The sequence below is a fragment of the Pseudomonas sp. IPO3774 genome (genome assembly GCF_013386835.1).
Lineage (GTDB): Bacteria > Pseudomonadota > Gammaproteobacteria > Pseudomonadales > Pseudomonadaceae > Aquipseudomonas.
On sequence record NZ_JACAQY010000027.1, the window covers coordinates 85,237 to 109,893 of the forward strand.

Annotated in this window: 26 protein-coding genes; 15 read left to right on the forward strand and 11 right to left on the reverse strand. The window is 60.9% G+C overall.

Annotation, left to right across the window (positions count from 1 at the left end):
• Positions 1-3: 3 nt before the first annotated feature.
• The 3 genes from minE to HYE77_RS16350 all read left to right on the forward strand — a co-directional run bounded on the left by minE (position 4) and on the right by HYE77_RS16350 (position 2,451).
• Positions 4-258: a cell division topological specificity factor MinE gene (minE, locus tag HYE77_RS16340; protein ID WP_003175252.1), complete on the forward strand. Its 255-nt coding sequence runs from the start codon at positions 4-6 to the stop codon at positions 256-258.
• Positions 259-354: 96 nt separating this feature from the next.
• Complete coding sequence (locus HYE77_RS16345) at positions 355-990, forward strand: RluA family pseudouridine synthase (protein ID WP_008432172.1); 636 nt, start codon at positions 355-357, stop codon at positions 988-990.
• A 171-nt stretch (positions 991-1,161) separates the two neighbouring features.
• The gene (locus HYE77_RS16350; RefSeq protein WP_003209095.1) at positions 1,162-2,451 is read left to right on the forward strand and encodes a M18 family aminopeptidase; all 1,290 of its coding nucleotides are present in this window, start codon (positions 1,162-1,164) and stop codon (positions 2,449-2,451) included.
• Between the two features lie 143 nt (positions 2,452-2,594).
• Here HYE77_RS16350 and glp read toward each other — a convergent pair whose 3' ends face one another.
• Complete coding sequence (gene glp / locus HYE77_RS16355) at positions 2,595-3,821, reverse strand: gephyrin-like molybdotransferase Glp (protein WP_177051903.1); 1,227 nt, start codon at positions 3,819-3,821, stop codon at positions 2,595-2,597.
• Positions 3,805-4,344: a molybdenum cofactor biosynthesis protein B gene (gene moaB / locus HYE77_RS16360; RefSeq protein WP_003209092.1), complete on the reverse strand. Its 540-nt coding sequence runs from the start codon at positions 4,342-4,344 to the stop codon at positions 3,805-3,807. The genes glp and moaB overlap by 17 nt, the downstream gene beginning before the upstream one ends.
• Positions 4,345-4,419: 75 nt before the next feature.
• Here moaB and mobA point away from each other — a divergent pair, with 75 nt between their 5' ends.
• Together mobA and HYE77_RS16370 are read left to right on the forward strand one after the other, a co-directional pair.
• The gene (gene mobA, locus HYE77_RS16365; protein WP_003209091.1) at positions 4,420-5,022 is read left to right on the forward strand and encodes a molybdenum cofactor guanylyltransferase MobA; all 603 of its coding nucleotides are present in this window, start codon (positions 4,420-4,422) and stop codon (positions 5,020-5,022) included.
• An 80-nt stretch (positions 5,023-5,102) separates the two neighbouring features.
• The gene (locus HYE77_RS16370; RefSeq protein WP_003209090.1) at positions 5,103-5,324 is read left to right on the forward strand and encodes a YgdI/YgdR family lipoprotein; all 222 of its coding nucleotides are present in this window, start codon (positions 5,103-5,105) and stop codon (positions 5,322-5,324) included.
• A 57-nt stretch (positions 5,325-5,381) separates the two neighbouring features.
• On the opposite strand, the gene HYE77_RS16375 is transcribed toward HYE77_RS16370, so the two are convergent.
• The 3 genes from HYE77_RS16375 to HYE77_RS16385 all read right to left on the reverse strand — a co-directional run bounded on the left by HYE77_RS16375 (position 5,382) and on the right by HYE77_RS16385 (position 6,983).
• The gene (locus HYE77_RS16375) at positions 5,382-6,266 is read right to left on the reverse strand and encodes a pseudouridine synthase (RefSeq protein WP_003209088.1); all 885 of its coding nucleotides are present in this window, start codon (positions 6,264-6,266) and stop codon (positions 5,382-5,384) included.
• Positions 6,267-6,336: 70 nt separating this feature from the next.
• A complete protein-coding gene (locus tag HYE77_RS16380; protein ID WP_003209087.1) occupies positions 6,337-6,672 on the reverse strand; it encodes a hypothetical protein in 336 nt (111 codons plus the stop codon).
• 74 nt (positions 6,673-6,746) lie between these two features.
• Positions 6,747-6,983, reverse strand: coding sequence for a glutaredoxin family protein (locus HYE77_RS16385; RefSeq protein ID WP_087694778.1), 237 nt, complete (start codon positions 6,981-6,983; stop codon positions 6,747-6,749).
• 141 nt (positions 6,984-7,124) lie between these two features.
• Here HYE77_RS16385 and HYE77_RS16390 point away from each other — a divergent pair, with 141 nt between their 5' ends.
• Entirely contained in the window at positions 7,125-8,846 is a 1,722-nt protein-coding gene (locus tag HYE77_RS16390; RefSeq protein ID WP_102368451.1) for a monovalent cation:proton antiporter-2 (CPA2) family protein, read from the forward strand.
• Here HYE77_RS16390 and HYE77_RS16395 read toward each other — a convergent pair.
• Positions 8,833-10,041 (reverse strand): ammonium transporter, encoded by a 1,209-nt coding sequence (locus HYE77_RS16395; protein WP_177047129.1) that lies wholly within the window; start codon positions 10,039-10,041, stop codon positions 8,833-8,835. The two genes, HYE77_RS16390 and HYE77_RS16395, sit on opposite strands and share 14 nt — an antisense overlap.
• A 348-nt stretch (positions 10,042-10,389) precedes the next feature.
• Between HYE77_RS16395 and HYE77_RS16400 the strand changes: the two genes are divergently transcribed.
• The 8 genes from HYE77_RS16400 (at position 10,390) to HYE77_RS16435 (ending at position 19,241) form a co-directional block, all read left to right on the forward strand.
• Entirely contained in the window at positions 10,390-10,704 is a 315-nt protein-coding gene (locus tag HYE77_RS16400) for a YqjD family protein (RefSeq protein WP_003209080.1), read from the forward strand.
• A 2-nt stretch (positions 10,705-10,706) separates the two neighbouring features.
• Positions 10,707-11,093, forward strand: coding sequence for a phage holin family protein (locus HYE77_RS16405; RefSeq protein ID WP_003209078.1), 387 nt, complete (start codon positions 10,707-10,709; stop codon positions 11,091-11,093).
• Positions 11,090-11,431: a hypothetical protein gene (locus HYE77_RS16410; protein WP_008432159.1), complete on the forward strand. Its 342-nt coding sequence runs from the start codon at positions 11,090-11,092 to the stop codon at positions 11,429-11,431. The genes HYE77_RS16405 and HYE77_RS16410 overlap by 4 nt, the downstream gene beginning before the upstream one ends.
• A gap of 92 nt (positions 11,432-11,523) precedes the next feature.
• Positions 11,524-12,687: an EAL domain-containing protein gene (locus HYE77_RS16415; RefSeq protein WP_177047131.1), complete on the forward strand. Its 1,164-nt coding sequence runs from the start codon at positions 11,524-11,526 to the stop codon at positions 12,685-12,687.
• 72 nt (positions 12,688-12,759) lie between these two features.
• Positions 12,760-14,091 (forward strand): deoxyguanosinetriphosphate triphosphohydrolase, encoded by a 1,332-nt coding sequence (locus HYE77_RS16420; protein WP_003209075.1) that lies wholly within the window; start codon positions 12,760-12,762, stop codon positions 14,089-14,091.
• 225 nt (positions 14,092-14,316) lie between these two features.
• Complete coding sequence (locus tag HYE77_RS16425; RefSeq protein ID WP_003209073.1) at positions 14,317-14,724, forward strand: response regulator; 408 nt, start codon at positions 14,317-14,319, stop codon at positions 14,722-14,724.
• Between the two features lie 249 nt (positions 14,725-14,973).
• A complete protein-coding gene (locus tag HYE77_RS16430) occupies positions 14,974-15,600 on the forward strand; it encodes a response regulator transcription factor (RefSeq protein ID WP_003209072.1) in 627 nt (208 codons plus the stop codon).
• Positions 15,601-15,608: 8 nt separating this feature from the next.
• Positions 15,609-19,241, forward strand: coding sequence for a transporter substrate-binding domain-containing protein (locus HYE77_RS16435; protein ID WP_177069002.1), 3,633 nt, complete (start codon positions 15,609-15,611; stop codon positions 19,239-19,241).
• Between the two features lie 44 nt (positions 19,242-19,285).
• Here the strand turns inward: HYE77_RS16435 and HYE77_RS16440 are convergent, their stop codons facing one another.
• Both HYE77_RS16440 and HYE77_RS16445 read right to left on the reverse strand, forming a co-directional pair.
• Positions 19,286-19,768 carry a GAF domain-containing protein gene (locus tag HYE77_RS16440; RefSeq protein WP_003209067.1) on the reverse strand — a complete coding sequence of 161 codons (483 nt, stop codon included), beginning with the start codon at positions 19,766-19,768 and terminating at the stop codon, positions 19,286-19,288.
• Entirely contained in the window at positions 19,765-20,655 is an 891-nt protein-coding gene (locus HYE77_RS16445; RefSeq protein ID WP_003209065.1) for an ATP-binding protein, read from the reverse strand. Before HYE77_RS16445 ends, HYE77_RS16440 begins: the two co-directional genes overlap by 4 nt.
• A gap of 167 nt (positions 20,656-20,822) precedes the next feature.
• Here HYE77_RS16445 and HYE77_RS16450 point away from each other — a divergent pair, with 167 nt between their 5' ends.
• On the forward strand, positions 20,823-23,132 hold the full coding sequence (locus HYE77_RS16450; RefSeq protein WP_003209064.1) for a response regulator: 2,310 nt from the start codon (positions 20,823-20,825) through the stop codon (positions 23,130-23,132).
• On the opposite strand, the gene HYE77_RS16455 is transcribed toward HYE77_RS16450, so the two are convergent.
• The 3 genes from HYE77_RS16455 to msrB all read right to left on the reverse strand — a co-directional run bounded on the left by HYE77_RS16455 (position 23,116) and on the right by msrB (position 24,574).
• Complete coding sequence (locus tag HYE77_RS16455) at positions 23,116-23,568, reverse strand: MarR family winged helix-turn-helix transcriptional regulator (RefSeq protein WP_008432153.1); 453 nt, start codon at positions 23,566-23,568, stop codon at positions 23,116-23,118. The two genes, HYE77_RS16450 and HYE77_RS16455, sit on opposite strands and share 17 nt — an antisense overlap.
• Positions 23,565-24,050: a glutathione peroxidase gene (locus HYE77_RS16460; protein ID WP_003209061.1), complete on the reverse strand. Its 486-nt coding sequence runs from the start codon at positions 24,048-24,050 to the stop codon at positions 23,565-23,567. The genes HYE77_RS16455 and HYE77_RS16460 overlap by 4 nt, the downstream gene beginning before the upstream one ends.
• 131 nt (positions 24,051-24,181) lie before the next feature.
• Entirely contained in the window at positions 24,182-24,574 is a 393-nt protein-coding gene (msrB, locus tag HYE77_RS16465; RefSeq protein WP_087694771.1) for a peptide-methionine (R)-S-oxide reductase MsrB, read from the reverse strand.
• Between the last annotated feature and the right edge of the window lie 83 nt (positions 24,575-24,657).

Here is a 24,657-nt window from a genome sequence, read left to right on the forward strand (position 1 = left end):
ACAATGAAATTTCTCGACTTCTTTCGCGCCAACAAAAAGCCAAGTACCGCGTCGGTAGCGAAAGAGCGTCTACAGATCATCGTGGCGCACGAACGCGGCCAACGCAGCACCCCGGATTACCTCCCAGCCCTGCAGAAGGAACTGGTGGAAGTGATCCGCAAGTACGTCAACATCGGTAACGATGACGTGCATGTCGCCCTGGAAAATGACGGCAGCTGCTCGATTCTGGAACTCAATATCACCCTGCCTGATCGTTGATCGAAAAGGCGGTCGCCACGGCGGCTCGGTTACCTGGCTCCCCTCACGGGGCCGGGTGAGCGAGCCGCCGTTGGCGTTTGTTACGAGGCTGTTTTAATGCCGTTGTCCAATGTCCATATCCTTCATCAGGACGCTGCTGTCCTGGTGGTGAACAAGCCTACCCTGCTGCTCTCGGTGCCCGGTCGCGCCGACGACAACAAGGACTGCCTGATCACCCGCCTGCAGGAAAACGGCTACCCCGAAGCCCGTATCGTCCATCGCCTGGACTGGGAAACGTCCGGGATCATCCTGCTGGCCCGAGACGCGGATACCCACCGTGAACTGTCCCGCCAGTTTCATGACCGGGAAACCGAAAAGGCCTACACCGCACTGTGCTGGGGCCAACCGGAACTGGACAGCGGCAGCATCGACTTGCCCTTGCGCTACGACCCACCGACCAAGCCACGGCACGTGGTGGACCACGAGTTCGGCAAGAACGCGCTGACCTTCTGGAAAGTCCTGGAGCGTTGCGGCGACTGGTGCCGGGTTGAGCTGACACCGATCACCGGCCGCTCACATCAACTGCGCGTGCATATGCTGTCCATCGGGCATCCGTTGCTGGGCGATGGCTTGTATGCCCACGAACAGGCCTTGGCTGCCTGGCCACGCCTGTGCCTGCACGCCAGCATGTTGAGCTTCACCCATCCCCAGAGCGGCGAGCGTCTGCGCTTCGAGTGCCCCGCGCCGTTTTAAGCTGTAAACGCAATTAAAATGTGGGAGCGGGCTTGCTCGCGAATGCGGTGGATCAGTTAGCTCATTCGGCGACTGACACACCGCATTCGCGAGCAAGCCCGCTCCCACATTTGTTCTGTGCACTTATCCCGTCGGACGGTAAACTCGCGCCATTGCTGTCTGGAGCTACTTATGCGCGAAGAGTTGAACCAAGGCCTGATCGACTTCCTCAAGGCCTCCCCTACCCCGTTCCATGCCACCGCCGCCCTTGCACAGCGCCTGGAAGCGGCCGGTTTCCAGCGTCTTGACGAGCGCGAGACCTGGACCACCGAGGCCAACGGGCGCTATTACGTGACCCGCAACGACTCCTCGATCATCGCCTTCAAGCTCGGCCGCCACTCGCCCCTGCAAGGCGGCATCCGCCTGGTCGGCGCCCACACCGACAGCCCGTGCCTGCGGGTCAAGCCACAGCCTGAACTGCAACGCCAGGGCTTCTGGCAACTGGGTGTGGAAGTGTACGGCGGCGCGCTGCTGGCGCCGTGGTTCGACCGCGATCTGTCCCTGGCCGGCCGCGTCACTTTCCGCCGCGACGGCAAGGTCGAAAGCCAGCTGATCGACTTCAAGCTGCCCATCGCGATCATCCCCAACCTGGCCATTCACCTGAACCGTGAAGCCAACCAGGGTTGGGCGATCAATGCCCAGACCGAACTGCCGCCGATCCTTGCGCAGTTCGCCGGTGACGAGCGCGTAGACTTCCGCGCAGTGCTGACCGAGCAACTGGCTCGTGAACACGGGTTGAACGCCGATGTGGTGCTCGACTATGAGCTGAGCTTCTACGACACCCAGAGCGCGGCCGTGATCGGCCTCAATGGCGACTTTATCGCCGGTGCCCGCCTCGATAACCTGCTGTCGTGCTACGCCGGCCTGCAAGCCCTGCTCACCGCCGAAACCGATGAAACCTGCGTGCTGGTCTGCAACGACCACGAAGAAGTCGGCTCGTGCTCCGCCTGCGGTGCCGACGGCCCGATGCTGGAGCAGACCCTGCGTCGCCTGCTGCCCGAGGGTGATGAGTTCGTACGCACTATCCAGAAGTCGCTGCTGGTGTCTGCCGACAACGCCCACGGCGTGCACCCCAACTACGCCGAGAAGCACGACGCCAACCACGGCCCGAAACTCAATGCCGGCCCGGTGATCAAGGTCAACAGCAACCAGCGCTACGCCACCAACAGCGAAACCGCCGGGTTCTTCCGCCACCTGTGCATGGCCGAAGAAGTGCCGGTGCAAAGCTTTGTGGTACGCAGCGACATGGGTTGCGGCTCGACCATCGGCCCGATCACCGCCAGCCACCTGGGCGTGCGCACCGTGGATATCGGCTTGCCGACGTTTGCCATGCACTCGATTCGCGAGCTGTGCGGCAGCCACGACCTGGCGCACCTGGTGAAGGTGTTGAGTGCGTTTTACGCGAGTCGTGATTTGCCGTAACCGCAGGATGAACACAAATCAAATGTGGGAGCGGGCTTGCTCGCGAATGCAGAGGGTCAGTCAATACATCTGGTGACTGATCCACCGCTTTCGCGAGCAAGCCCGCTCCCACATTTTGATCTTCATTGTTTGATAGATCGGGCTCAGTTCAACACTTCACTCAGCGGAATGAAGTTGACCCGGTCACCAATCTCCAGCGTCGTCCCCTCCAGCACTTCTACCAAACCTTCGGCCCACGCCGCGCTACGCAGCACACCCGAGCTCTGGTTGCGGTAGATGATCGCCTTGCCCTGCTCCAGCCGCCCGCGCAAATACTCGCGGCGATTCCCCGGCTTGGGCCAGACAAACCCCACGGGCACTTCAATGCGCAGCGGCTGCACGTCTTCCACGCCCTGGCGGCGCAACAGGTAAGGCCGCGCCAGCAAGGCAAAGGTCACCAGCGTCGACGCCGGATTGCCCGGCAAACCGATCACCGGTACACCACGGAAATGCCCGAACGTCAGCGGCTTGCCCGGCTTGATTGCCAGCTTCCACAGCGCCAGTTCGCCCTCTTCCCGCAGTGCAATCCCGAGAAAATCCGCCTCCCCCACCGACACACCGCCGGTGGACAGAATCAGGTCTACCGAGCCCAATGCGCCCAGGCGTTCGCGGGTTTGTTCCAGGTCGTCCGGCAGGATCCCGGCATCCACCACTTCGCAGCCCAGGCGCTCCAGCCAGCTGCACAGCACCCGGCGATTGCTGTTGTAGATCTGCCCGGGGCCCAGCGGCAGGCCCGGCTCGATCAACTCGTCGCCGGTGGACAGCACAGCCACGCGGGCGCGTCGTACCACCTCCAGCCGATCACGACCCAGTGAAGCCGCCAGGCCCAACTCGATCGGGCCCAGGCGTGTACCTGCTGGCAACACCCACTCGCCCACCGTGGTTTCCTGGCCTTGGGGACGGATGTTTTGATCCACCTGCAACGCTTCGGTGAAGCTCACCCGCTGATCGGCATGGACCACGGCGTTTTCCTGCATCTCGACGCAGTCCGCGCCCTCCGGTACCGGGGCTCCGGTGAAGATCCGCGCGCAGGTACCGGCAGCCAAGGGCTCGGGTGCCGTGCCCGCAAAAATGCGCTGGCTGACTACCAGTGGCTCACCGGTCCAGTCCGCCAGGCGCAGGGCGTATCCGTCCATGGCGCTGTTGGGCCAGGGCGGCAAGTCCAGCGTGGAGATCAACGCCTGGGCCAGCACCCGACCATCACACTCGGCCAGCGCCAACGTTTCCGGCTCGCGAATCGGCGCTGCCTCGGCCATCGCCAGCAATTGTTCGAGGGCGTCTTCCACCGGCATCAACGCGCCGGTCTTGCCCGGCTTACCCACGGGATTCACAGGGCTCGGCCTGTTTCAAATGCGGGACGAAGTTGCACGGGCGGTGACGGTTATCCAGTTGCTCGGCGAGAATCCCGTCCCAACCGGTGCGCACCGCGTTGGTGGAGCCCGGCAGGCAGCACACCAGTGTGCCGTTGGCCAGGCCGGCCAGGGCACGGGATTGCACGGTGGAGGTGCCGATATCGGCCACGGAGATTTGCCGGAACAGTTCGCCGAAACCATCCACCTGTTTATCCAGCAGGCAGCTCACCGCTTCCGGAGTGCTGTCGCGGCCGGTGAAGCCGGTGCCGCCGGTGATCAACACCACCTGCACCACGTCTTCGGCAATCCAGTGCGCCACTTGCGCACGGATTTTGTACAGATCATCTTTAAGCAAAACTCGCTCGGCCAGCAGGTGACCGGCGGCGGTCAGGCGGTCGACGAAGACCTGGCCCGAGGTGTCGGTTTCCAGGGTGCGGGTGTCGCTGACCGTCAATACAGCGATATTCAGGGGTACAAAGGGCGCATCAGCCTTGGCTTTCATGGCTCGGTCCGGTTGTCGAAGGAACAGCCCGATGTTATATCACAGCCCCCCATTTCACTGCCCGCAGGAGCCGTCATGCCAAGCCATTCTTCCCCACTGCCCTGCTCGATCCTTTTGCTGGCCGGCGGTCGTGGCCAGCGCATGGGCGGCCTCGACAAGGGCCTGCTGGACTGGCACGGGCAGCCACTGATTGCGCACCTGCATCGCCTGGTGCGGCCGTTGACCGACGACCTGATCATCTCCTGCAATCGCAACCAGGCGCAGTACGCGGCCTACGCCGACCGATTGGTAGGCGATGACAGCCCCGACTTTCCAGGGCCACTGGCCGGCATTCGCGCAGGACTGGCGGTGGCGCAGCATGGGCATCTGCTGGTATTGCCGTGCGATGTGCCGCAGATCGATGCACGATTGCTCGCCGACCTGCGCAGTACGGCGCAGCAAAACCCGTTGCTGCCGGTGATGGTGCGCCACGGCGATTTCTGGGAACCGCTGCTCTGCGTGATCCCCACTTCGCTGCGCGAGCCCTTCGAGCGGGCCTGGGCAGCCGGCGAGCGCAGCCCGCGCCAGATCATGCAGGCGCTGGGGGCCAAGGCCCTGGATTGCCCCGCCGACGATCCGCGCCTGGCCAACCTCAATACACCGGAGTTGTTGCACCGCCCGCCCAGCGTGTCAGAATGAGCGTCGAACAAGGAACTTTGCCGACGTTACACACGTCACAAGGTCAGTACTCAACAAAGCATTCTCTCGGAGACAAACTCATGACTCAACGGACCATCGCCGCTCTCATGCTTGCACTGGGCCTCGCTACCCTTGCCGGTTGCGCCTCGCCGACAGTGATCACCCTGAATGACGGTCGCGAAATCCAGGCCGTCGACACTCCTAAATTCGACAAGTCCACCGGCTTCTACGAATTCGAACAGCTGGATGGCAAGCGCACCCAGATCAACAAGGATCAGGTTCGCACCGTTAAAGACCTGTAAGTCTTAACGCCAGATACAAAAAAGCCCGCGTAATGCGGGCTTTTTCGTTGCTGGGGTTTACCAGTCCAGGCTGATCTCGCTGCGAAAGTCGCGCTCAAGGCCGGTGACCGGGTCGATGAAACGCACCCCCTGGGCCAGCAGCTTGAGCGGGTTGGCGTAGTCGTCCTCGGCATCCTTGATAACGTCGGGGTAGAACGGATCGTTGCAGATACTCGCGCCCAGGGCCGTCATGTGCACCCGCAACTGATGCTTCTTGCCGGTCACCGGAAACAGGCCATAGCGCCACAGGTCGCCATTCTTTTCCCGCACCTCGACCGCCGTCTCGGTGTTGCTCGCCCCCGCGCCTTCCTGCATGCGAAAGAACGGCTCGCCATCCACCAGCCGGCTTTTGTGCACCAGCGGAAAGGTCAGCCCAGGCAATGCAGGGGCAATGGCTTCGTAGAACTTGTCGATCTTGCGCGTGGGAAACAGCTGTTGATACGCCGAGCGCGTCTGGGGGTTGGCCGAAAACAACACCAGCCCTGCGGTATGCCGATCAATGCGATGCAGCGGCACCAGCGCCGGGTTGTCCAGGCGACGGATCAAACGCCGCAACAGGGTCTGCTCGACGTACTCACCGGCAGGCGTGACTGGCAGGAAATGCGGCTTGTCGGCTACCACCAGGTGTTCATCGGCGTACAGGATCGTCTCCTGCACCGGGATTACTTTCTCGTTCGGTACTTCGCGAAAGTAGTAGATGCACAGGCCTTCGCGGTAGGCGAGGTCCTGATTGATGGGAGTGCCATTGATGTCCAGCACCCTGCCCCGGGCGATGCGATCCAGCCATTGCTCACGGCTGATGGCCTGGAAGTGCTCACACAGGCAATCCAGCACGGTGGCCCAGGCGCCTGGCGGCAGGTACAAGGTGCTGGCTTGGTGCTGGGCAGCGGAAAAAACGGACATGGCAGGCTCAAGACGTGGACATACAGGCGCACATTATCCCGCATGCTGCCGGATCAGGCCCAGCACAGATTCAGGCCTTGGCCAATTCCGCGCGCAACACCGGTGACGCACTGGCCGCCTCGGTGAATTCCTTGAGCCAGCGCAGCACATCCACCGCTTCCCAGCGGCCCGGGTCATAAAGCGCATACAGCAAGCCCTGGTAACCCACCACATCCAGCTGCTTGTGATAACCCGCGCGCTGGAACAGCGCCTCGATCTCGGCAAAGCAGGTGTTGAAATGCACTTTGTTAAACGGCGTCTTGCCTTCCGTGACCAGGCCATCGAGGCGCAGCTCGTTCACCGCGTCGCGCACGACGTCGGCGGACATGCGATTGACGCTGCTTTTCAGTTGTTCAACATTCACCACGGGCGTTCCCTCTCATTCAATCGCTGTACAAACATACAGTAACCGAATAATCGGGAACTCGCCATCGCCGAGTGCTAGCTAAGAAAGTTCACTACCTGCGCTTCGTCGAACGGCCACTCCAGCTCCGCGCCCGTGTCCACCCGGCGCAGCACCGGAATCCGCAGGCCGTAGGCTTCATACAGGGCCTCGGAATCGGCGATATCCACCAACTCCACCAGCAGGCCGTGTTCGACCAACGGCATGATTTCGGCTTCGGCAAACTCACACAGATGGCAGCCCAGGGTGCCGAACAACTGACATTCAGGAAGCATGGCAACGGGTCCAAGAAGAATCAGGCACCTATTCTAACAGCGTCGGGACACTGCAAAAGCCTGACCCAGATCAGCATGGCGTATAACTGATTCAGCGACTCTCGCGACTTTTTTCCCGTAATACCTGCAATGGAGCTGCATGTGTTTGCCAACCTGCTGATTATCCTGGCCTCCTCCCTGGTGGTGATTGCGCTGTTTCGTCGCCTGCAACTGCCGCCGGTGCTGGGCTATCTGTGTGTTGGCCTGGCCGTGGGCCCCACCGCCCTCGACTGGGTCAATGACAGCGAAGAGTTGCCAGACCTTGCCGAACTGGGTGTGGTGTTCCTGCTGTTTTCCCTGGGCCTGGAGTTTTCTCTCAACAAAATGCTCAGCCTGCGCCGGGTGGTGTTTGGCTTGGGCAGCCTGCAGGTACTGTGCTGCGGGTTGCTGCTGGGCGGTTTGCTGGCACTGTTCGGCCTGTCGCCGACCACCGCGCTGTTGCTCGGTGCGGGACTGGCACTGTCGTCCACCGCCATCGTCAGCAAGGAGCTGACCAGCCTCGGCGAAATCTTCAGCAGCCATGGCCAGAATGCGATTGGGGTATTGCTGTTCCAGGATGTAGTGGCCGTATTGCTGCTGACCCTCGTGCCAGTGTTCGCCGGTAACAGCGAGCAAGCCTGGTACTGGGCATTGCCACTGACCCTGGGCAAAACCGTGGTGCTGTTCCTCGGCCTGCTGCTGGCCAGCCGCTGGTTGCTGCCGCGTTTGTTCCGTGAGGTGGCGGCGTCCCATTCGGCCGAATTGTTCGTGCTGCTGGCACTGGTGATCGTACTGCTCACCGCCTGGCTGACCCACTTGCTGGGCCTGTCCCCGGCACTCGGTGCGTTTCTCGCCGGCATGCTGCTGGGGGAAAGCCATTACCGCCATCAGATCGAAGCCGATATCCGTCCGTTTCGCGACATCCTGCTAGGACTGTTTTTTGTCAGCATCGGCATGCTGATCGACCTGCAACTGTTCGTCAGTCATAGCCTGTTGATTCTCGGCCTGACCCTCACGCTGATGTTGATCAAAGGCTGTGTGGTCGCGCTATTGGTGCAACTGCGCGGCAGCGACGGTGAAACCGCCTGGCGCAGCGGCCTGGCGCTGGCCCAGGGCGGCGAGTTCTGTTTCGCCTTGATGGCGCAAATGCAGCAAAGCCGCCTGCTGCCCGCCGACATCAGCGGCCTGCTGCTGGCTGCCACCTTCTGCTCGATGCTATTGACTCCGCTGTTGCTCAGGGCTGCACCCGCGATTGCCCTGCGCCTGCACCGCAAGCCCAACCAGCAAGTACAGCTTGAAGAGATTACGGCCCTGAATGCCGAGCTGCGCGACCACGCGGTGATCTGCGGCTACGGCCGGGTTGGCCAGTCCATCGGGCGCTTCCTGCACCGTGAACAACAGGCGTTCATTGCCCTTGATGACGACCCGGAGCGAGTCCAGGAAGCTTCTACCGAAGACAGCGCCGTGCATTACGGCGACTGCCGCCGTGGCGCCCTGCTCAGCGCGGTCGGCCTGGAACGTGCGCGCCTGGTGGTGATCGCGGTGGACAACAGCGACGTCGCCCTGGCCGTGCTCAACGAAGCGCGGCGGATCAACCTGACCGTGCCGATCCTGGTACGCACCCGCGACGACAGTCAGCTGGCCGAACTGAAAGCCGCCGGCGCCACTGAAGTGGTGCCCGAGTTGCTGGAGTCGAGCCTGATGCTCGCCTCCCATGCGTTGATCCTGCTGGGGTTGTCGGAGCAGCAGGTGCAAGGCCGTGTCGATGAAGTGCGCCAGAGCCGGTACCGGCTGTTACATGGCTGCAACCAGAACGAAGGGGACGCGCCCCTCAATCCTGACTGACCGCGCCAATCTTGTGGATCGACAAATCCGCGCCGTAATACTCCTCTTCCTGGCTCAAGCGCAGCCCGTAAACGCGCTTGATCACCCCATACACCAGGAAGCCGCCGGCCAGGGCTACCACTACCCCCAGCGCGGTGCCGATCAACTGGCTGATCAGACTGACGCCGCCCAGGCCGCCCAGGGCGGTCTGGCCGAAGATCCCGCAGGCAATCCCGCCCCACACGCCGCACAGCCCGTGCAACGGCCATACACCCAGCACATCGTCGATCTTCCAGCGATCCTGGGCGGCAATGAAGAACCAGACGAACAAGCCGCCCGCCACCACGCCGGTCACCAACGCGCCCACCGGGTGCATCAGGTCGGAACCGGCACAGATCGCCACCAACCCGGCCAATGGACCGTTGTGCAAGAAGCCTGGGTCGTTACGCCCGATCACCAATGCCGCTACCGTGCCACCGACCATCGCCATCAACGAATTGACCGCCACCAGCCCACTGACCCCGGACAGGGTTTGCGCACTCATGACGTTGAAGCCGAACCAGCCGACAATCAAGATCCACGAGCCCAACGCGAGGAATGGAATACTCGACGGCGCGAACGCCACCAGGCGCCCTTCCCGATAACGCCCCTGCCTTGGCCCCAGCAACAGCACCGCCGCCAGCGCCAGCCAGCCGCCCATGGCGTGCACCACGACGCTGCCGGCAAAGTCATGGAAGCTGGCGCCGAAGGTGGCCAGCAACCAGGCTTGCAGTCCGTAGTTGCCGTTCCACACCATGCCTTCGAAAAACGGATAGATGAAGGCTACGATCAACGCAGTGGCACACAGTTGCGGAACAAAACGTGCACGCTCGGCGATTCCCCCGGAAATGATCGCCGGGATCGCCGCCGCGAAGGTCAGCAGGAAGAAGAACTTCACCAGGCCGTAGCCGTGGTCGGCGCTGATCACCGCCGCCGGTTGCATGAAGGTCACGCCGTAGGAGATCCAATAGCCTATAAAGAAATAGGCCAGTGTGGAAATCGCGAAGTCGCTGAGGATTTTCGACAGGGCATTGACTTGGTTCTTCTGGCGTACCGTGCCGACTTCCAGGAAGGCAAAGCCGGCGTGCATGGCCAGGACCATGACCGCACCAATCAGAATGAACAACGTGTTGGAGCTGTGGACGAGGGTGTCCACCGCGCTTTGCAAATTTTCCATGGAGGATGGCAGGCCTGCACATGCAGGAAAAAGCACCAAAGCAGTTCATGACCTTCATGATGCGCACTAAATTGGCACCAACGATCCGACCCTCGTTTGAGGCCGTGAACCGCTTTGGCGCAGCGATCATTGAAAAAGGCAGAATCCGACAGGGTTTTTCCGCGAGTTTTAGTTATTTAGGGTAAGGTTTTTCAGGGTTTGAGCCCCAACCGCCCGGATTCAGCGCAAGGCCCCGGGCCTGCGCACCAAGGCAAAGCAAAAGCTGTACCAGACAATTGCAGTGAACCTTCACCGACACCGGTGACTCGAAACCAGAAGTAAACAGACCAGCCACTCACGGAGATAACCATGGCCAGAAAAACGGCAAAGACTGCTCAAGAAATACTGATGGCGGATTTTCAAACCCTGGTCAGCGATACCGAGAAGCTGCTGGACGACACGGCGATCCTCGCCGGTGACCAGGCTGACGAGCTGCGCAGCAAGATTCACGAAAGCCTGCTCAAGGCCCGTGAAACCCTGCAACTGACCGAAGACTCCCTGCGCGAACGCGGCCAGGCGGCGGTCACGGCCACTGAAGACTATGTGCAGGCCAACCCCTGGCAGTCCGTCGGCATTGCGGCCGGCGTGGGCTTTTTGATCGGCCTGCTGGCTACAAGGCGCTAATCATGTCTATCGGCGAATCCGGCTCGTCCACGGGCCCAAGTTCTACTTCACGGCGCCTGGGCGCGGCTGTCCTGGGTTTGCTGCACAGCCATGTCGAGCTGTTCGGCATCGAGTTGCAGGAGCAGAAAGCCCGCACCGTCAGCCTGTTGCTGTTCGCCGGCCTGGCGCTGGTGTTTGCCTTGCTGTTGCTGGTGGGTTTGTCGGCGCTGGTGATGATCCTGGTGTGGGATACCTACCGCCTGACCGGGATTATCAGCCTGTGTGTGTTCTACATACTGGCCGCAGCATTCTGCGGGTTGCGCCTGAAGGCGGCGGTGTTCGATGAGTCCACGCCGTTCCACGCCACCCTCGAAGAGCTGGCCAACGACCGGGAGCGCCTGCTGCCATGAGCATGACTGAATTGCCGCAAAACACTTCCCGGCGAGAAATGCGCAAGGCGTTGATCCGCCTGCGCATGGAAATGCACCGCCAGGAAATCCGTCACGAGTCCCAGCAACTGATGCTGCCGCTGCAAAAGGTCCGCAACATGGGCCAGAGCTGGCAGGACGGTTTTGGCATCAAGCACGCGCCGCTGTGGGGCGTGGGCGTGGTGACGCTGCTGGGGTTTCTCACCGGCAAAGGCGCCAAGGGCGGCGGAATCGGCACCATGACCCGCCTGGTGCGGCTGGGTGCCGGCTTGATCCCGCTGATCAAACTGGCCATGCAAGGTGCTTCGCGCAAAAGTTGAGCGTGCTGGCTGCATTCTTGCAAACAGATCAGGCCCGGCCCTCTCCATTGAGGGCCGGGCCTTTTTTATTTCCGGTCTTTTAAGGAGGCCCCGTGATCGACGGGCAACCGCTCGCCTGCTTCCAGCCATTCATCGACACCGCCACCGGCCGCATCGCCGGCGTAGAAGCCCTGGGCCGCCTACGCCAGGCGAATGGCCAACTGCGCTCGGTGGGTCCGCTGTTCGCCGACCCGCGCACGCCCTCGGTGGCCTTGCGCCGCCTGGACCGGCAGATCCGTGACAATGCCCTGAGCCGCCTGCATGAGGCCCCGCAGGAGTGGTTCCTCAGCCTGAATATCTCGCCACGCTGGATCACCCGCCTGCGCCCGGGCCAGGCGCTGCCGAGCCTGAAGCAATTGCAACTGCATAACGTCGACCCGCGCCGCATCGTGTTCGAGATCACTGAACTGGGCGGCGATATCCTGCGCCTGGCCGAAGTCGTCGAGCGCTACCGCGAGGCCGGCGCGCGGATTGCCATTGATGACTTCGGCGCCGGCTATTCGCAGCTGGACCGGGTGCTGGCCTTGCAGCCGGACATTCTCAAGCTGGACATGCGCCTGTTCCAGGCCGCGGCCCGCGGTGGCCCGAGCGGTGAGGTGGTACGGGCACTGGCGCAAATGGCGGAAAAAACCGGCTGCTGGATCATCGCCGAAGGGGTGGAAACCGAGGCCCAACTGAATTTCGCCCTGGAATGCGGTTCGCGTTATGTCCAGGGCTACCTGTTCGCCCAGGCCCAACTGGACTGGTTCGACACCGACGCATTCGTGCCGCGCTTCGCCCAGTTGCGCACCGGCTATGTCCAACAGAAGCTCGCCGAACGTGGCCGGATCATGCAACTGCGCCAGCAACTGGCGGAGCTGATGCAGATCCTGCAAACCTGGGCCCACACCCGCGCACCACTGAGCCATCTGCCGCAATTGCCGGGGTTTCCCTGGCTGCTGCGTTTTTACCAGTGCGACCGGCATGGCACGCAACTGACGCCCAACTTCGAATGGCACCAGGGCGCCTGGCAAGCCGACAGCCGCTACCTGGGCCACAACTGGTCATGGCGTCCGTATTTTTATCATTTGCTGGCCGAAGGTTGGGAGGAGCGGCGGCTGACCCTGTCCTCAACCTATCGCGATGCCACGACCAACCAGTACTGCCTGACTGCCGGACAATTCTTTGATAATGGTCAGCGCCTGCTGTTAATCGATATCGACGCCGCCGGCCTGTAGTTTTTCGCTTGCGAAGGCCTGGCTGAACCGGGAAGCTGGGAGCCGTCATTCACCGCACGGAGAGTACCCGCCTTGGATTGGCCCACCCTGCTTACCCGCGAACGCCTTGGAAAACCCCTGCACAGCCCGGAAGAACTGGGGCGCAGTCCGTTTCACAAAGACCATGACCGCATCATCTTTTCCGGTGCGTTTCGCCGCCTGGGCCGCAAGACGCAAGTGCACCCGGTGACCAGCAACGATCACATCCACACCCGGCTGACCCACTCCCTGGAAGTCAGTTGCGTGGGACGATCCCTGGGCATGCGCGTAGGCGAGACCATCCGCAGTGCCCTGCCCGACTGGTGCGACCCGAGCGACCTGGGCATGGTGGTGCAGTCGGCCTGCCTGGCCCATGACATCGGCAACCCACCCTTCGGCCATTCCGGCGAGGACGCGATCCGGCACTGGTTCCAGCAAGCTTCAGGCCGTGGCTGGCTGGATGACATGAGCAGCGCCGAACGCAATGACTTCCTCAATTTCGAAGGCAATGCCCAGGGCTTCCGGGTACTCACGCAACTGGAATACCACCAATTTGATGGTGGCACCCGCCTGACCTACGCCACCTTGGGCACCTACCTGAAATACCCCTGGACCGCCCGCCACGCCGACTCCCTGGGCTACAAGAAACACAAGTTCGGCTGCTACCAGAGCGAACTGCCGATCCTGGAGCAGATCGCCCAGAAGCTCGGCTTGCCGCAGTTGGAAGAACAACGCTGGGCCCGGCACCCGCTGGTGTACCTGATGGAGGCGGCCGACGATATCTGCTACGCATTGATCGACCTCGAAGACGGCCTGGAAATGGAGCTGCTGGAATACGCCGAGGTCGAGTCACTGCTGCTGGACCTGGTGGGCGACGACTTGCCGCAAACCTATCGGCAACTCGGCCCGCTGGATTCCCGGCGACGCAAGCTGGCGATCCTGCGAGGCAAGGCCATCGAACACCTGACCAACGCCGCGGCCCGGGCGTTCGTCGAACAACAGGACGCGCTGCTGGCCGGCACCCTGCCGGGGGACCTGGTGGAACATATGCACGGCCCGGCCAAGCGCTGCGTGCTGGATGCCAAGGACATGGCCCGCAAGAAGATTTTCCAGGACAAGCGCAAGACCCTGCATGAGATCGGCGCCTACACCACCCTGGAAATCCTCTTGAATGCCTTCTGCGGCGCGGCCCTGGAACAACATGGCGGTCGCACCCCGTCGTTCAAGAACCGACGCATCCTCGACCTGTTGGGCAATAGCGCCCCGGATCCCTCCTGGTCATTGCACGCGTCCTTCCTGCGCATGATCGACTTTATCGCCGGCATGACTGACAGCTACGCCAGCGAGATGGCCCGCGAGATGACCGGCCGCTCCAGCCCGCAATAAATCGGAGCCCTGGCTGATGGCCAGGGCGACTTTTCAAAGAATCGCCCTACGCACGGAACAGAGCGGCCTGATCGAAGTTCTTCCCCGCCGCGATGAATAATCGCGCGCCCTGACCGCAGTCTTTCGACCTGCTCCTGCGCCCGATAGCTGGCGGGCCCATTAACTTCTTACTACACGCCCTGGTGGAGCGTCTTCAGGGCTCTTGTCCATTCCATGGAAAAAACCATGCTCGAACAACTTCGCATCCTGTTGGTGGAGGATCACCCCTTTCAATTGCTGGCCACCCAATGCCTGCTACGAAACTATGGCTACCACGACCTGGCACTGGCCGAGAATGCAGAACAGGCAATGCGGCTGATGACACAAACCGACGTGCCATTCGATATTCTGCTCTGTGATCAATGTTTGCCCGACTTGCCTGGGCTGGAGTTGATTGAAATTGCCAACCGCAGAGGCTTTATAAGGTCCGCGATATTGCTCAGCGGCCTGCCCGTCAATGAACTGGAACACCTGATGGCCCAGGCATCCCGACGCAACTTTCCATTACTTGGCTATTTGTCGAAGCCGTTAAGCCACCTTGAGCTGAATGAACTCATACGCCAATCACGCCTTACTCGCTCAACAGAAAAGTAGGAAGTTAAACACCCGGGCAATCCGAAAACGCCTCTTTATAACGCTGCCCTCTCACGACCAGTTACTTTTAAATTCCACCCACGCAAAACTCTTACACCCAAACAACAAACACCTTACAGAGCGTAATCCCTTGCTTTTTTTGATGTAGGATTATTCTTGTTTTACGTTTGTTCCACATCAAGTTCATCCTCCTTCATTGCCATGTGAGCTAATGTGCCGACTTTATTTGCGCCTGTATGGAATTTGATCATGAACTCAGTTTTTATTATTGACGACCACCCCGTCATCCGACTTGCCATTCGGATGTTGTTAGAACACGAAGGCTATAAAGTAGTGGGAGAAGCCGATAACGGTTGTGATGCGATACAAATGGTCAAGGAGTGTCAGCCTGACCTGATTATCCTTGATATCGGCATTCCGAAACTCGATGGCCTGGAAGTGCTGTGCCGGTTCAACGCAATGAGTACGCCGACCAAGACGTTAATACTCACTGCCCAGACCCCCAAGCTCTTTGCTACCCGGTGCATGCGCTCCGGCGCGGATGGCTATGTGTGCAAGGAAGGTGACTTGAGCGAACTGCTCAGTGCCATCAGGGCGGTCTTGTCAGGTTACAACTACTTCCCGAGCCAGGCCCTTAACGGCAGCACTAACGAAACGGATAACAATGAAGAGCTTGAACTGTTCAAAGTCGTCAACGATCGTGAACTCATGGTATTACAACTTTTTGCCCAAGGCCGGACAAACAAGGAAATCGCCAAGGGCATGTTTCTCAGCAACAAGACCGTCAGCACTTACAAAAAAAGGCTCATGCAAAAACTGAAAGCCAAATCCTTGGTAGAACTTATCGAGATGGCAAAACGTAACGCGCTAGTGTGAGAAATCGGATGCCCAGGCGATTAAAGGACTATCTAATCATATTGAGTATCGGGGTGTGCCTCAGCACTTCCGTGCCTGCCGAACAAACTGTTCCCGAGCAATATGCCCTGCTGGGGCGTGCCGGTGCCGTTCAACTGGACACCCCCCTGAACAAGACACAGCGCCAGTGGCTGCAGAACAAACGGGAACTGATACTGGGCACCTCTGCACCCGACTATCCGCCCTTCGACATCACCTCCAGCGGGCGTGATTATGAAGGGCTGACTGCCGATTACGCCGGGCTGCTGGCCAGGACACTGGCGATACCGCTCACCGTGTTGCGCTACTCCTCCCGTGAAGCCGCGATCCAGGCGCTGGCAAACGGCGAAATCGATTTTCTGGGGTCTGCCAACGGTTTTGAAGCGGCGAATCCCGACATCGTCCTGTCACTGCCCTACGCAGTGGATCAGCCGGTACTGGTGACCCGTGAAGCTGAGAACCGCGACCTTGGCGACGGCCTGGCCGGCCTGCGCCTGAGTCTTGTCTACCATTACCTGCCCATGGACGAAGTGCAGGCGCTGTACCCCAAGGCGACCATCCACGCCTACCCGTCCTATCAAAATGCCTTGAATGCCGTGGCATTCGACCAGGCTGACGTATTCCTGGGCGACACCATTTCCACTCACTACATGATCAACAAGGGCTACCTGAAAAATATCCGCATGGCCAACTTCGGCAAGCACGAGGCCCACGGGTTCAGCTTCGCCTTGCGCAAGGATCAACCCATTCTCCTGAGTATCATCGACTCAGTGCTCGATGGCGTATCAACCTATGAGCGTGACAGCATCGCCAAGCGCTGGAGTGCGGGCAGCGACATTCTGCTGACCGACCGCAAGCTGCAACTGAGCCTGCGCGAAGAGCGCTGGCTCAAGGACAACCCCGTGGTGAAGGTGGTGGTCAATGAAACCCTCGCCCCCCTGACGTTCTTTGATACCGACGGCAAGTTCCGGGGCGTCACCGCCGACGTGCTGGAGCTGATCCGCCTGCGAACCGGCCTGCGCTTCGAGATTCAACACGTGCGTGACGTCGCCAACATGATGGAACTGGTGCAGACCGGCGCAGCCGACATCATCGGCGCAATTACCCCCAGTACCGGGCGCGAGTCCCAGTTGAACTTCAGCCGCCCCTACCTGGAAAACTCCTACGTATTATTGACCCGTAAAGAGCCGGGCGCGCCCACAAGCCTTCAAGAACTGGCCGGCAAGCGCCTGGCGATTACCCAGGGCAATCAGCTGGAAAAATTCCTGCAGCAGGCATTTGCGCAGATAAATCTGGTGGAAACCGGGGATACCTTCAAGGCATCGGAATTGCTGGCACAGGGGCAAGTCGACGGCGCAGTGAACCCTTTGGTGATCGCCAACTACCTGCTTTCTTCTCCGGCATTCCAGGACAAACTGCAGATCAGTTCCAGCATCGGCACGTTGCCTGCGACGTTTGCCCTGGCGACGTCCCGACACGCCACGGAGCTGAGTTCGATCCTGGACAAGGCACTGCTGAGTATCGCCCCGGATGAGATGGCGGCGATCAACAGCCGCTGGCGAGGCTACAACGCAGCGTCCGATGGCTACTGGCGCAATTACCATCGCCTGATTGCCCAGATCATCATCGGCACCGGGCTGCTGCTGTTGATTTCCCTGGCCTGGAACGGCTACCTGCAGCGCCAGATCAAGCACCGAAAACTGGCCGAGCGCGCCCTTAACGACCAGTTCGAGTTCATGCGGGCGCTGGTCAATGAAACGCCCCATCCGATCTACGTACGCGACCACAACGGCTATCTGCAGACCTGCAACGACAGCTACCTGCAGACGTTCGACATCAAGCGTGAAGACGTCATCGGCAAAAGCATCACGCAGATGAGCATGGCCCTTGAGACGGAGGCGGCGCAGTACCATGCCGACTACCAGCGGGTAGTGGCCGAGGGTAAACCGTTGATCCTTGATCGCACCCTGCACGTGCACGGGAAAAAACTCACGATCTACCACTGGATCCTCCCCTACCGCGACTCCGTGGGCGAGGTCCAGGGCATCATTGGCGGCTGGATCGATATCAGCGAACGGCGCCAGTTGTTCGACGAGCTGCGCGCCGCCAAGGAACGCGCCGACGAGGCCAATCGCGCGAAAAGTACGTTCCTGGCCACCATGAGCCACGAAATCCGCACGCCGATGAACGCCGTCATTGGCATGCTGGAATTGACACTCAAGCGCGCCGATCAGGGTCATCTTGATCGCCCTGCGATCGAGGTCGCCTACAACTCGGCCAAGGACCTGCTGGAGTTGATCGGCGACATTCTGGACATTGCACGTATCGAGTCCGGTCGGTTGAGCCTGGCCCCGGAGCGGGTCAACCTGCGCGAAGTCATCGAGTCGGTGGTCCGCGTGTTCGATGGCCTGGCGCGCCAGAAAACCCTGAGCCTGGTGCTGGAGTTCACCCCCGATGTCGAGGATACCGACGTACTGATCGACCCTCTGCGGTTCAAGCAGGTGCTCTCGAACCTGGTGAGCAATGCGATCAAGTTCACTGAACGCGGGCAGGTGAAGATCAAGGTGCAGCTGAAGGCGACCGGGCAACCTCAACAGATCGAGATGAAACTGGTAGTGGAGGACACCGGCATCGGGATCAATCGCGAAGACCAGCTACGCCTGTTCGAGCCGTTCGCCCAGGCCGACAACTCCGGGCACCTGGCCAGGAGCGGCGCCGGCCTTGGCCTGGTGATCTGTCGCAGCCTGTGCGCCATGATGGGCGGGCAATTGAGCCTGAGCAGCGTGCCCATGGTAGGCACCCAGGTCCACGTCAGCCTGAAGATGACCAGCCTGCCGCCGGTCAAGGCCGTAGACAAGCTTGAACCGGCCGCGGCCACGCCGGCGCCAGTACTCAACGTGCTGGTGGTGGATGACCATCCGGCCAACCGCTTGCTGATGTGCCAGCAACTGGGTTTCCTGGGGCATCAGTTCACCGCGGCCCATCATGGTGCTGCGGGGTTCCAGGCCTGGCGCCAGGAACACTTCGACCTGGTCATTGCCGACTGCAATATGCCGATCATGAACGGCTACGAATTGAGTCACTCCATTCGCGAGTATGAGGAGCGCGAGCAGAAAACCCCGTGCGTGATACTCGGCTTCACCGCCAACGCGCAGCCCGAGGAGAAACAACGCTGCTTTGACGCCGGCATGAATGACTGCCTGTTCAAACCCATCAGTCTTACTGCGCTGGAACAGCACCTGGCGCAGGTCGATCCGCTGCCCACCCGCAACGTGTTTACCCTGCAAAGCCTGGACGCGATGACGGGCGGTGACCCACAGTTGAGCCGGCGTTTGCTCGAGGAGTTGCTCAGCAGCAGCCGGAATGATCGGGTCGAGCTGATGGCCATGCTGGCACGGCAAGCCGCGCCCGGCGACCTGATCGACCAGGCCCACAAGATCAAGGGCGCCGCCCGGATCATCCAGGCCGATACCTTGTCCGGACAATGCGAAGCGTTGGAGCAGGCGTGTGGCGAACGCGAGACACCACACGTTATCGAGGCGGGCATCAAGGCAATAGAGAAATCCATGCTTGAGCTGGAAAGGATGCTGCAGATGCAACTGGACGTGCTGGACTGTCGATAGTCTGCAGGAGCGAGCTTGCTCGCTCCTGCAGGAGACTCACCCCATCAACAATCGGTCAACCGCAGGAAAATCGCCGCCAACTGCTCGATGCCGGCCTGATCCTGCGGGGTAAACCGCGACAGCGATGGGCTGTCCAGGTCGAGCACACCAATCAAGCGCCCGTCCTTGACCAACGGGACGACCAACTCGCTGTTGGACGCACTGTCACAGGCGATATGCCCCGGGAATGCATGCACGTCTTCCACCCGCTGGGTTTGCCGCGAGGCCGCTGCCGCGCCGCACACACCGCGACCAAACGGAATGCGCACACAGGCGATCTGCCCCTGGAACGGCCCGAGCACCAGCTCTTCATTGCGGTTGAGGTAGAAGCCTGCCCAGTTCAGATCATCCAGCTGGTTGAACAGGAACGCAGAAAACTGCGCGGCATTGGCAATGAAATCCCGCTCATCCGCCAACAGCGATTCCAGCTGCGCATGCAGCATGGCGTAGCCATCGAGGCCGGTTCCAGCCTGTTGCAAATCAATCATGGTTGACGCTCCAACAACTTGAGGCCCACCCAGTAGCGGGCGAACTGATAGGCACAACGGCCGTTGCGATTACCGCGCCCGGTGGCCCAGCGCACCGCGAGGATGTCCAACTCTTCATCGCGTTGCCACTGCAGACCGGCCTTGCTCGCCAACTCGCCGATCCAGTGCTCGACCACATCCAGGAAGTGCTCCTGATTGAACGGGTAAAACGACAGCCACAAACCGAAACGGTCAGACAGGGCAATCTTGTCCTCCACCGCTTCGTTGGGATGCAGCTCGCCGTCTATGGTCTTCCAGTTCTCGTTATCGCTCTGGTTCTCGGGCACCAGGTGACGACGGTTGGAGGTGGCATACAACAGGACGTTTTCCGGCGCCTGCTCCAGGGAGCCGTCGAGTACGCTCTTGAGCACACGATAATCGCTCTCGCCGGCTTCGAAAGACAGGTCATCGCAGAACAACACAAAGCGTTGTGGCAATTTGATCAGTTGCTCGACCACCCGCGGCAAGTCCGCCAGGTGATCGCGCTCGATTTCGATCAGGCGCAGCCCGGCCTTGGCGTGCTGGGCCAGCAAGGCGCGCACCATGGACGATTTACCGGTGCCGCGCGAGCCCCAGAGCAGCGCATGGTTGGCCGGCAGGCCGTCGAGAAACTGTTGGGTGTTACGGGCCAATTGTTCGCGCTGTTTATCCACGCCGATCAGGTCGGACAGGCGCATATCCAGGCTGACTTCCAGTGGCAATAAAAAGCCGCTGCGACCTTCGCGCTGCCAACGGGCAGCCAGGCAATGGTTCCAGTCAACGGCTTCGCGCGGGGCAGGCAACAAGGGCTCCAGGCGAGCCAGTACCGCGTCGGCACGCTCAAGAAAGGCATTCAATCGAGAATCCACGACTATTCCTCTGGCAAGTTCTTGTAAAAGATGGCGTATTGGCAACCCTGAGGCAGACCGTGCAGGGCTGCACCGAATAAAATCGATTCGTGCCGGGCAAGTTTGAGCCTGTGGATGTTCAGCTATGCTTGCCGGGCGAAAGGAAACGTAAAGTGGTACAGCACCCGATGGATATCAAGTTCGCCCACCGCTTGTCTTATAAACAAGCCAGACTGACAGTGCTGGTCGGATTCGTCTTGGGAACCTTGCTCAGCCTGATACAGATTGGGATTGATTATGCCAGCGAAGACGCTTCCATCAACCGGGAAATACGTGCGCTGATTGAAATCAGCCATAACCCGGCTTCGCGCATCGCCTACAACATCGACGCCGAGCTGGCCCAGGAACTGACGCTGGGCCTGCTGCACTCCCCCGCCATCACCCATGCACAACTGATCGACAACAACGGTTTGGTGCTGGCCGATGTCCATCGCCCGCGCAAGGAAAGCACCTACCGGCCCATCAGCGACTTCCTGTTTGGCGCCAACCGCCAATTCGAAGATCGGCTCTACCTCGCCCACATGCCCAACGATTCCCTCGGTGTACTGCGTCTTGACGTAGACACCTACGCGTTCGGCAGCCGCTTCCTGCACCGCGCCGAGATCACCCTGCTCAACGGCTTCGCCCGCAGCCTGATCCTCACCGGCATTCTGTTGGCGCTTTTCTACGTGATGCTGACCAAGCCGCTGGTGCGCATTATCCGCGAGCTGAGCTCACGCAAGCACGAGCGCCTGGACTGCCCGCCGGGGCACGAGCACGACGAGATCGGTGTACTGGTCAACGTCGCCAACCAACAGTTTGAAAACATGGAGACTGAAATCCAGCAACGCCGGCATGCTGAAAATCGCCTGACCGAATACCTCGGCCAACTGGAAGACATCGTCTCCGCACGCACCACCGAGCTCAAGGCGATCAATCATCGGCTGACGCTCTCGAACGACGAGCTGGAAGCGGCGAAGATGACGGCCCTGGGCATGGCCCAGGCACGGGCGGCGTTCCTGGCCAACATGAGCCATGAAATCCGTACACCGCTGAACGGCCTGCTGGGGATGATCGCCCTCTCCCTCGACAGCCCGCTGAACGCCGAGCAACGCCAGCAACTGTCGATCGCCCATGACTCCGGCAAAGTACTGGTGGAGCTACTCAACGATATCCTCGACCTGTCGAAGTTCGACGCCGGCCAACTGGAACTGGAAAGCATCCCGTTCGACCTCGGTTCACTGGTGGAAGACACCGCCAACCTGCTCTCGCAAAACGCCGCGCCCAGCGTGGAGCTGACGTGCCTGATCGACCCGCAGTTTCCCGCCCAGGTGCTGGGCGACCCGACGCGGGTACGGCAGATTGTCAGCAATTTGCTGTCCAACGCCCTGAAGTTCACGCGTTTCGGCCGGGTGGATGTACGCCTCAGTGCCCAGGCCGGCCGGGTCAGGATCGAGGTGTGCGACACCGGTATCGGGATCGCCCAGGATGCCCAGGTCAAGATTTTCCAGCCGTTCACCCAAGCCGGTGCGGGCATCACCCGCCAGTTCGGCGGGACAGGCCTGGGCCTGGCGCTGACCCACAACCTGTGCGAAGCCATGAAAGGCCGCCTGAGCATCAGCTCGGAAGCTGGCTTTGGCAGCCAGTTCTGTGCCGACCTGCCCTTGCCGACCCACTTGCCGGCGGTGCGCCTGGCGCCTTTGGCTGGAGATGTAATCGCCATCACCAGCACCAGCAGCGGGCTGGCAGAACTCCTCACCAGCCTGCTGCCGAGTTGGGGCCTGGCTCCGCGCTGTTATTCCATCGACGATGACTTGAGCGGGCAGAATCCCGACCTGCTGATCACCGACTGCCCCGAATGCCTGTTCCGCCTGCGCCCGATGATCACCGCCCCGATCCTGGTGGTAACCGCCTACGGCAACTTCATGCCCAGCGAAGAAGTCGCGGCCCTGGCCCCCTTGCAGCAACAGGCCCGCCCCCTGAGCCGCACCGCGCTGTACCAGGTCCTGCAACGCAACTTGCGCACCGATCCGGACCTGGTCCTGGACCTGATCCAGCTGGAAACCGGCCCCCTCGCCCACCGGGCGCGCATCCTGCTGGTGGAGGACAACCCGGTCAATCAACTGGTGGCCAAGGGCATGCTCGGCAAGCTCGGGTGCGAGGTGATCGTCGCCGCCCACGGTGGTGAAGCCCTCAAGCTGCTGGAAGAGCAAGGCTTCGACATGGTGTTGATGGACTGCAATATGCCGGTGATGGATGGCTATGAGGCCAGTCGGCAGATCCGCCGCAGCGGGCGCTGGCCGGACTTGCCGATCGTCGCCTTGACGGCCAACGCCATGTCCGAGGAACGCGAGCGCTGCCGGGCGGCAGGCATGAACGATTACCTGGCCAAGCCGTTTCGCCGGGAAGAACTCAAGGCCTTGCTCGATCTGTGGGTGCCGACTACGACAAGTCTTTGACCTGGCGCAACAGCTGATCCAGACCGTCACGCAAGGCATCGGCCTGGTTCAGATCAACGCCGCTGTCACACAACAGGCGGGCCTTCAGCGGCTGCACCCGGTCGCGCAGGTGCCGGCCTTCATCGGTCAGGCTCAGGTGCACTTCACGCTCATCCAGCGCACTGCGCTGACGCCGCACCAGGGCAAGCTGCTCCAGGCGCTTGAGCAGTGGCGTCAGCGTGCCGGAATCCAGCAGCAGGCGCTCGCCCAGGGCCTTGACCGTAGGCTGCGACACCGCTGCGGCCTGCCATTCCCACAGCACCAGCATCACCAGGTATTGCGGATAGGTCAGGCCCAACTGATCGAGCATCGGCTTGTAGGCCCGGGTGACCGCGCGGGAGGCGGCGTAGAGCTTGAAGCACAGTTGGTCGTCGAGGGCCAGGGACAGGTCGGTCATTTGAGCAGGGCTTCGATCTCTTGGGTCAGGTCCTGGGGCTTGGTGGTCGGGGCGAAGCGCTTGACCACCTGGCCGTCGCGACCGATCAGGAACTTGGTGAAGTTCCACTTGATGCCCTTGGAGCCCAGCAATCCCGGGGCCTGCTTTTTGAGCTGTACGAACAATGGGTGGGCATCGCTGCCGTTGACGTCAATCTTCTTGAACAGCGGGAAACTGACACCAAAGTTCAGCTCGCAAAACTCCGAAATGGCGCCTTCGTTGCCCGGCTCCTGCTTGCCGAACTGGTTGCAGGGAAAGCCCAATACCACCAGGCCCTGGTCCTTGTAATGCTGCCAGAGCTCCTCAAGCCCCTTGTATTGCGGGGTGAAGCCGCACTTGCTGGCAGTGTTGACCACCAGAATCGCCTTGCCGGCGAAATCGGCCAAGGTCTTTTGCTCACCCTTGATGGTGGTGCAAGGGATGCTCAGCAGGTTGTCGCTCATGGCAGTGCCTCTACAGAGATAAGAAGGACTGAACGATAGTAGGCAATTCAATTGTGTGCAATTTAATTGGCGGGACTTATGCCTTGATATAACGGCCCCTGCGGGCACGAAGCCCGCAGGAGCTTGACGGCTCAGCGCGGTACCAGGTCCAGGCACACCGAGTTGATGCAGTAACGCAAACCGGTCGGCGGCGGTCCGTCCGGGAACACGTGGCCCAGGTGCGCATCGCATTTGGCGCAGGTGACTTCGGTACGGATCATGCCGTGGCTGATATCCCGAATCTCGACCATGGCCTGCTCGGCGATCGGCTCGTAGAAGCTGGGCCAGCCGCAGCCGGAGTCAAACTTGGCCCTGGAATCGAACAGCGGCTCATTGCAGCAGATGCAGTGGTAGACGCCGTCGGTCTTGGTGCCGTTGTACTTGCCGCTGAACGGTCGCTCGGTGCCTTTGAGGCGGCACACGTTGTACTGCTCCGGGTCGAGCATGGCTTTCCATTCTTCAACGGTTTTCTGCAACTTTTCCATCGGTACACCTCGGCAACTGAAAAAGCCTGATCTGTGTCTTTTCCATGGATCAGGCGGCACGTATGATTGCGCCTCTTCAAAGC

Bases quoted from the DNA above. Each gene is read 5' to 3' on its own strand.
- minE (WP_003175252.1), top strand. From the start codon at position 4: ATGAAATTTCTCGACTTCTTTCGCGCCAACAAAAAGCCAAGTACCGCG.
- HYE77_RS16345 (WP_008432172.1), top strand. From the start codon at position 355: ATGCCGTTGTCCAATGTCCATATCCTTCATCAGGACGCTGCTGTCCTG.
- HYE77_RS16350 (WP_003209095.1), top strand. From the start codon at position 1,162: ATGCGCGAAGAGTTGAACCAAGGCCTGATCGACTTCCTCAAGGCCTCC.
- moaB (WP_003209092.1), bottom strand. From the start codon at position 4,344: ATGAAAGCCAAGGCTGATGCGCCCTTTGTACCCCTGAATATCGCTGTA.
- mobA (WP_003209091.1), top strand. From the start codon at position 4,420: ATGCCAAGCCATTCTTCCCCACTGCCCTGCTCGATCCTTTTGCTGGCC.
- HYE77_RS16370 (WP_003209090.1), top strand. From the start codon at position 5,103: ATGACTCAACGGACCATCGCCGCTCTCATGCTTGCACTGGGCCTCGCT.
- HYE77_RS16375 (WP_003209088.1), bottom strand. From the start codon at position 6,266: ATGTCCGTTTTTTCCGCTGCCCAGCACCAAGCCAGCACCTTGTACCTG.
- HYE77_RS16385 (WP_087694778.1), bottom strand. From the start codon at position 6,983: ATGCTTCCTGAATGTCAGTTGTTCGGCACCCTGGGCTGCCATCTGTGT.
- HYE77_RS16395 (WP_177047129.1), bottom strand. From the start codon at position 10,041: ATGGAAAATTTGCAAAGCGCGGTGGACACCCTCGTCCACAGCTCCAAC.
- HYE77_RS16400 (WP_003209080.1), top strand. From the start codon at position 10,390: ATGGCCAGAAAAACGGCAAAGACTGCTCAAGAAATACTGATGGCGGAT.
- HYE77_RS16405 (WP_003209078.1), top strand. From the start codon at position 10,707: ATGTCTATCGGCGAATCCGGCTCGTCCACGGGCCCAAGTTCTACTTCA.
- HYE77_RS16410 (WP_008432159.1), top strand. From the start codon at position 11,090: ATGAGCATGACTGAATTGCCGCAAAACACTTCCCGGCGAGAAATGCGC.
- HYE77_RS16425 (WP_003209073.1), top strand. From the start codon at position 14,317: ATGCTCGAACAACTTCGCATCCTGTTGGTGGAGGATCACCCCTTTCAA.
- HYE77_RS16430 (WP_003209072.1), top strand. From the start codon at position 14,974: ATGAACTCAGTTTTTATTATTGACGACCACCCCGTCATCCGACTTGCC.
- HYE77_RS16435 (WP_177069002.1), top strand. From the start codon at position 15,609: ATGCCCAGGCGATTAAAGGACTATCTAATCATATTGAGTATCGGGGTG.
- HYE77_RS16440 (WP_003209067.1), bottom strand. From the start codon at position 19,768: ATGATTGATTTGCAACAGGCTGGAACCGGCCTCGATGGCTACGCCATG.
- HYE77_RS16450 (WP_003209064.1), top strand. From the start codon at position 20,823: ATGGATATCAAGTTCGCCCACCGCTTGTCTTATAAACAAGCCAGACTG.
- HYE77_RS16455 (WP_008432153.1), bottom strand. From the start codon at position 23,568: ATGACCGACCTGTCCCTGGCCCTCGACGACCAACTGTGCTTCAAGCTC.
- HYE77_RS16460 (WP_003209061.1), bottom strand. From the start codon at position 24,050: ATGAGCGACAACCTGCTGAGCATCCCTTGCACCACCATCAAGGGTGAG.
- msrB (WP_087694771.1), bottom strand. From the start codon at position 24,574: ATGGAAAAGTTGCAGAAAACCGTTGAAGAATGGAAAGCCATGCTCGAC.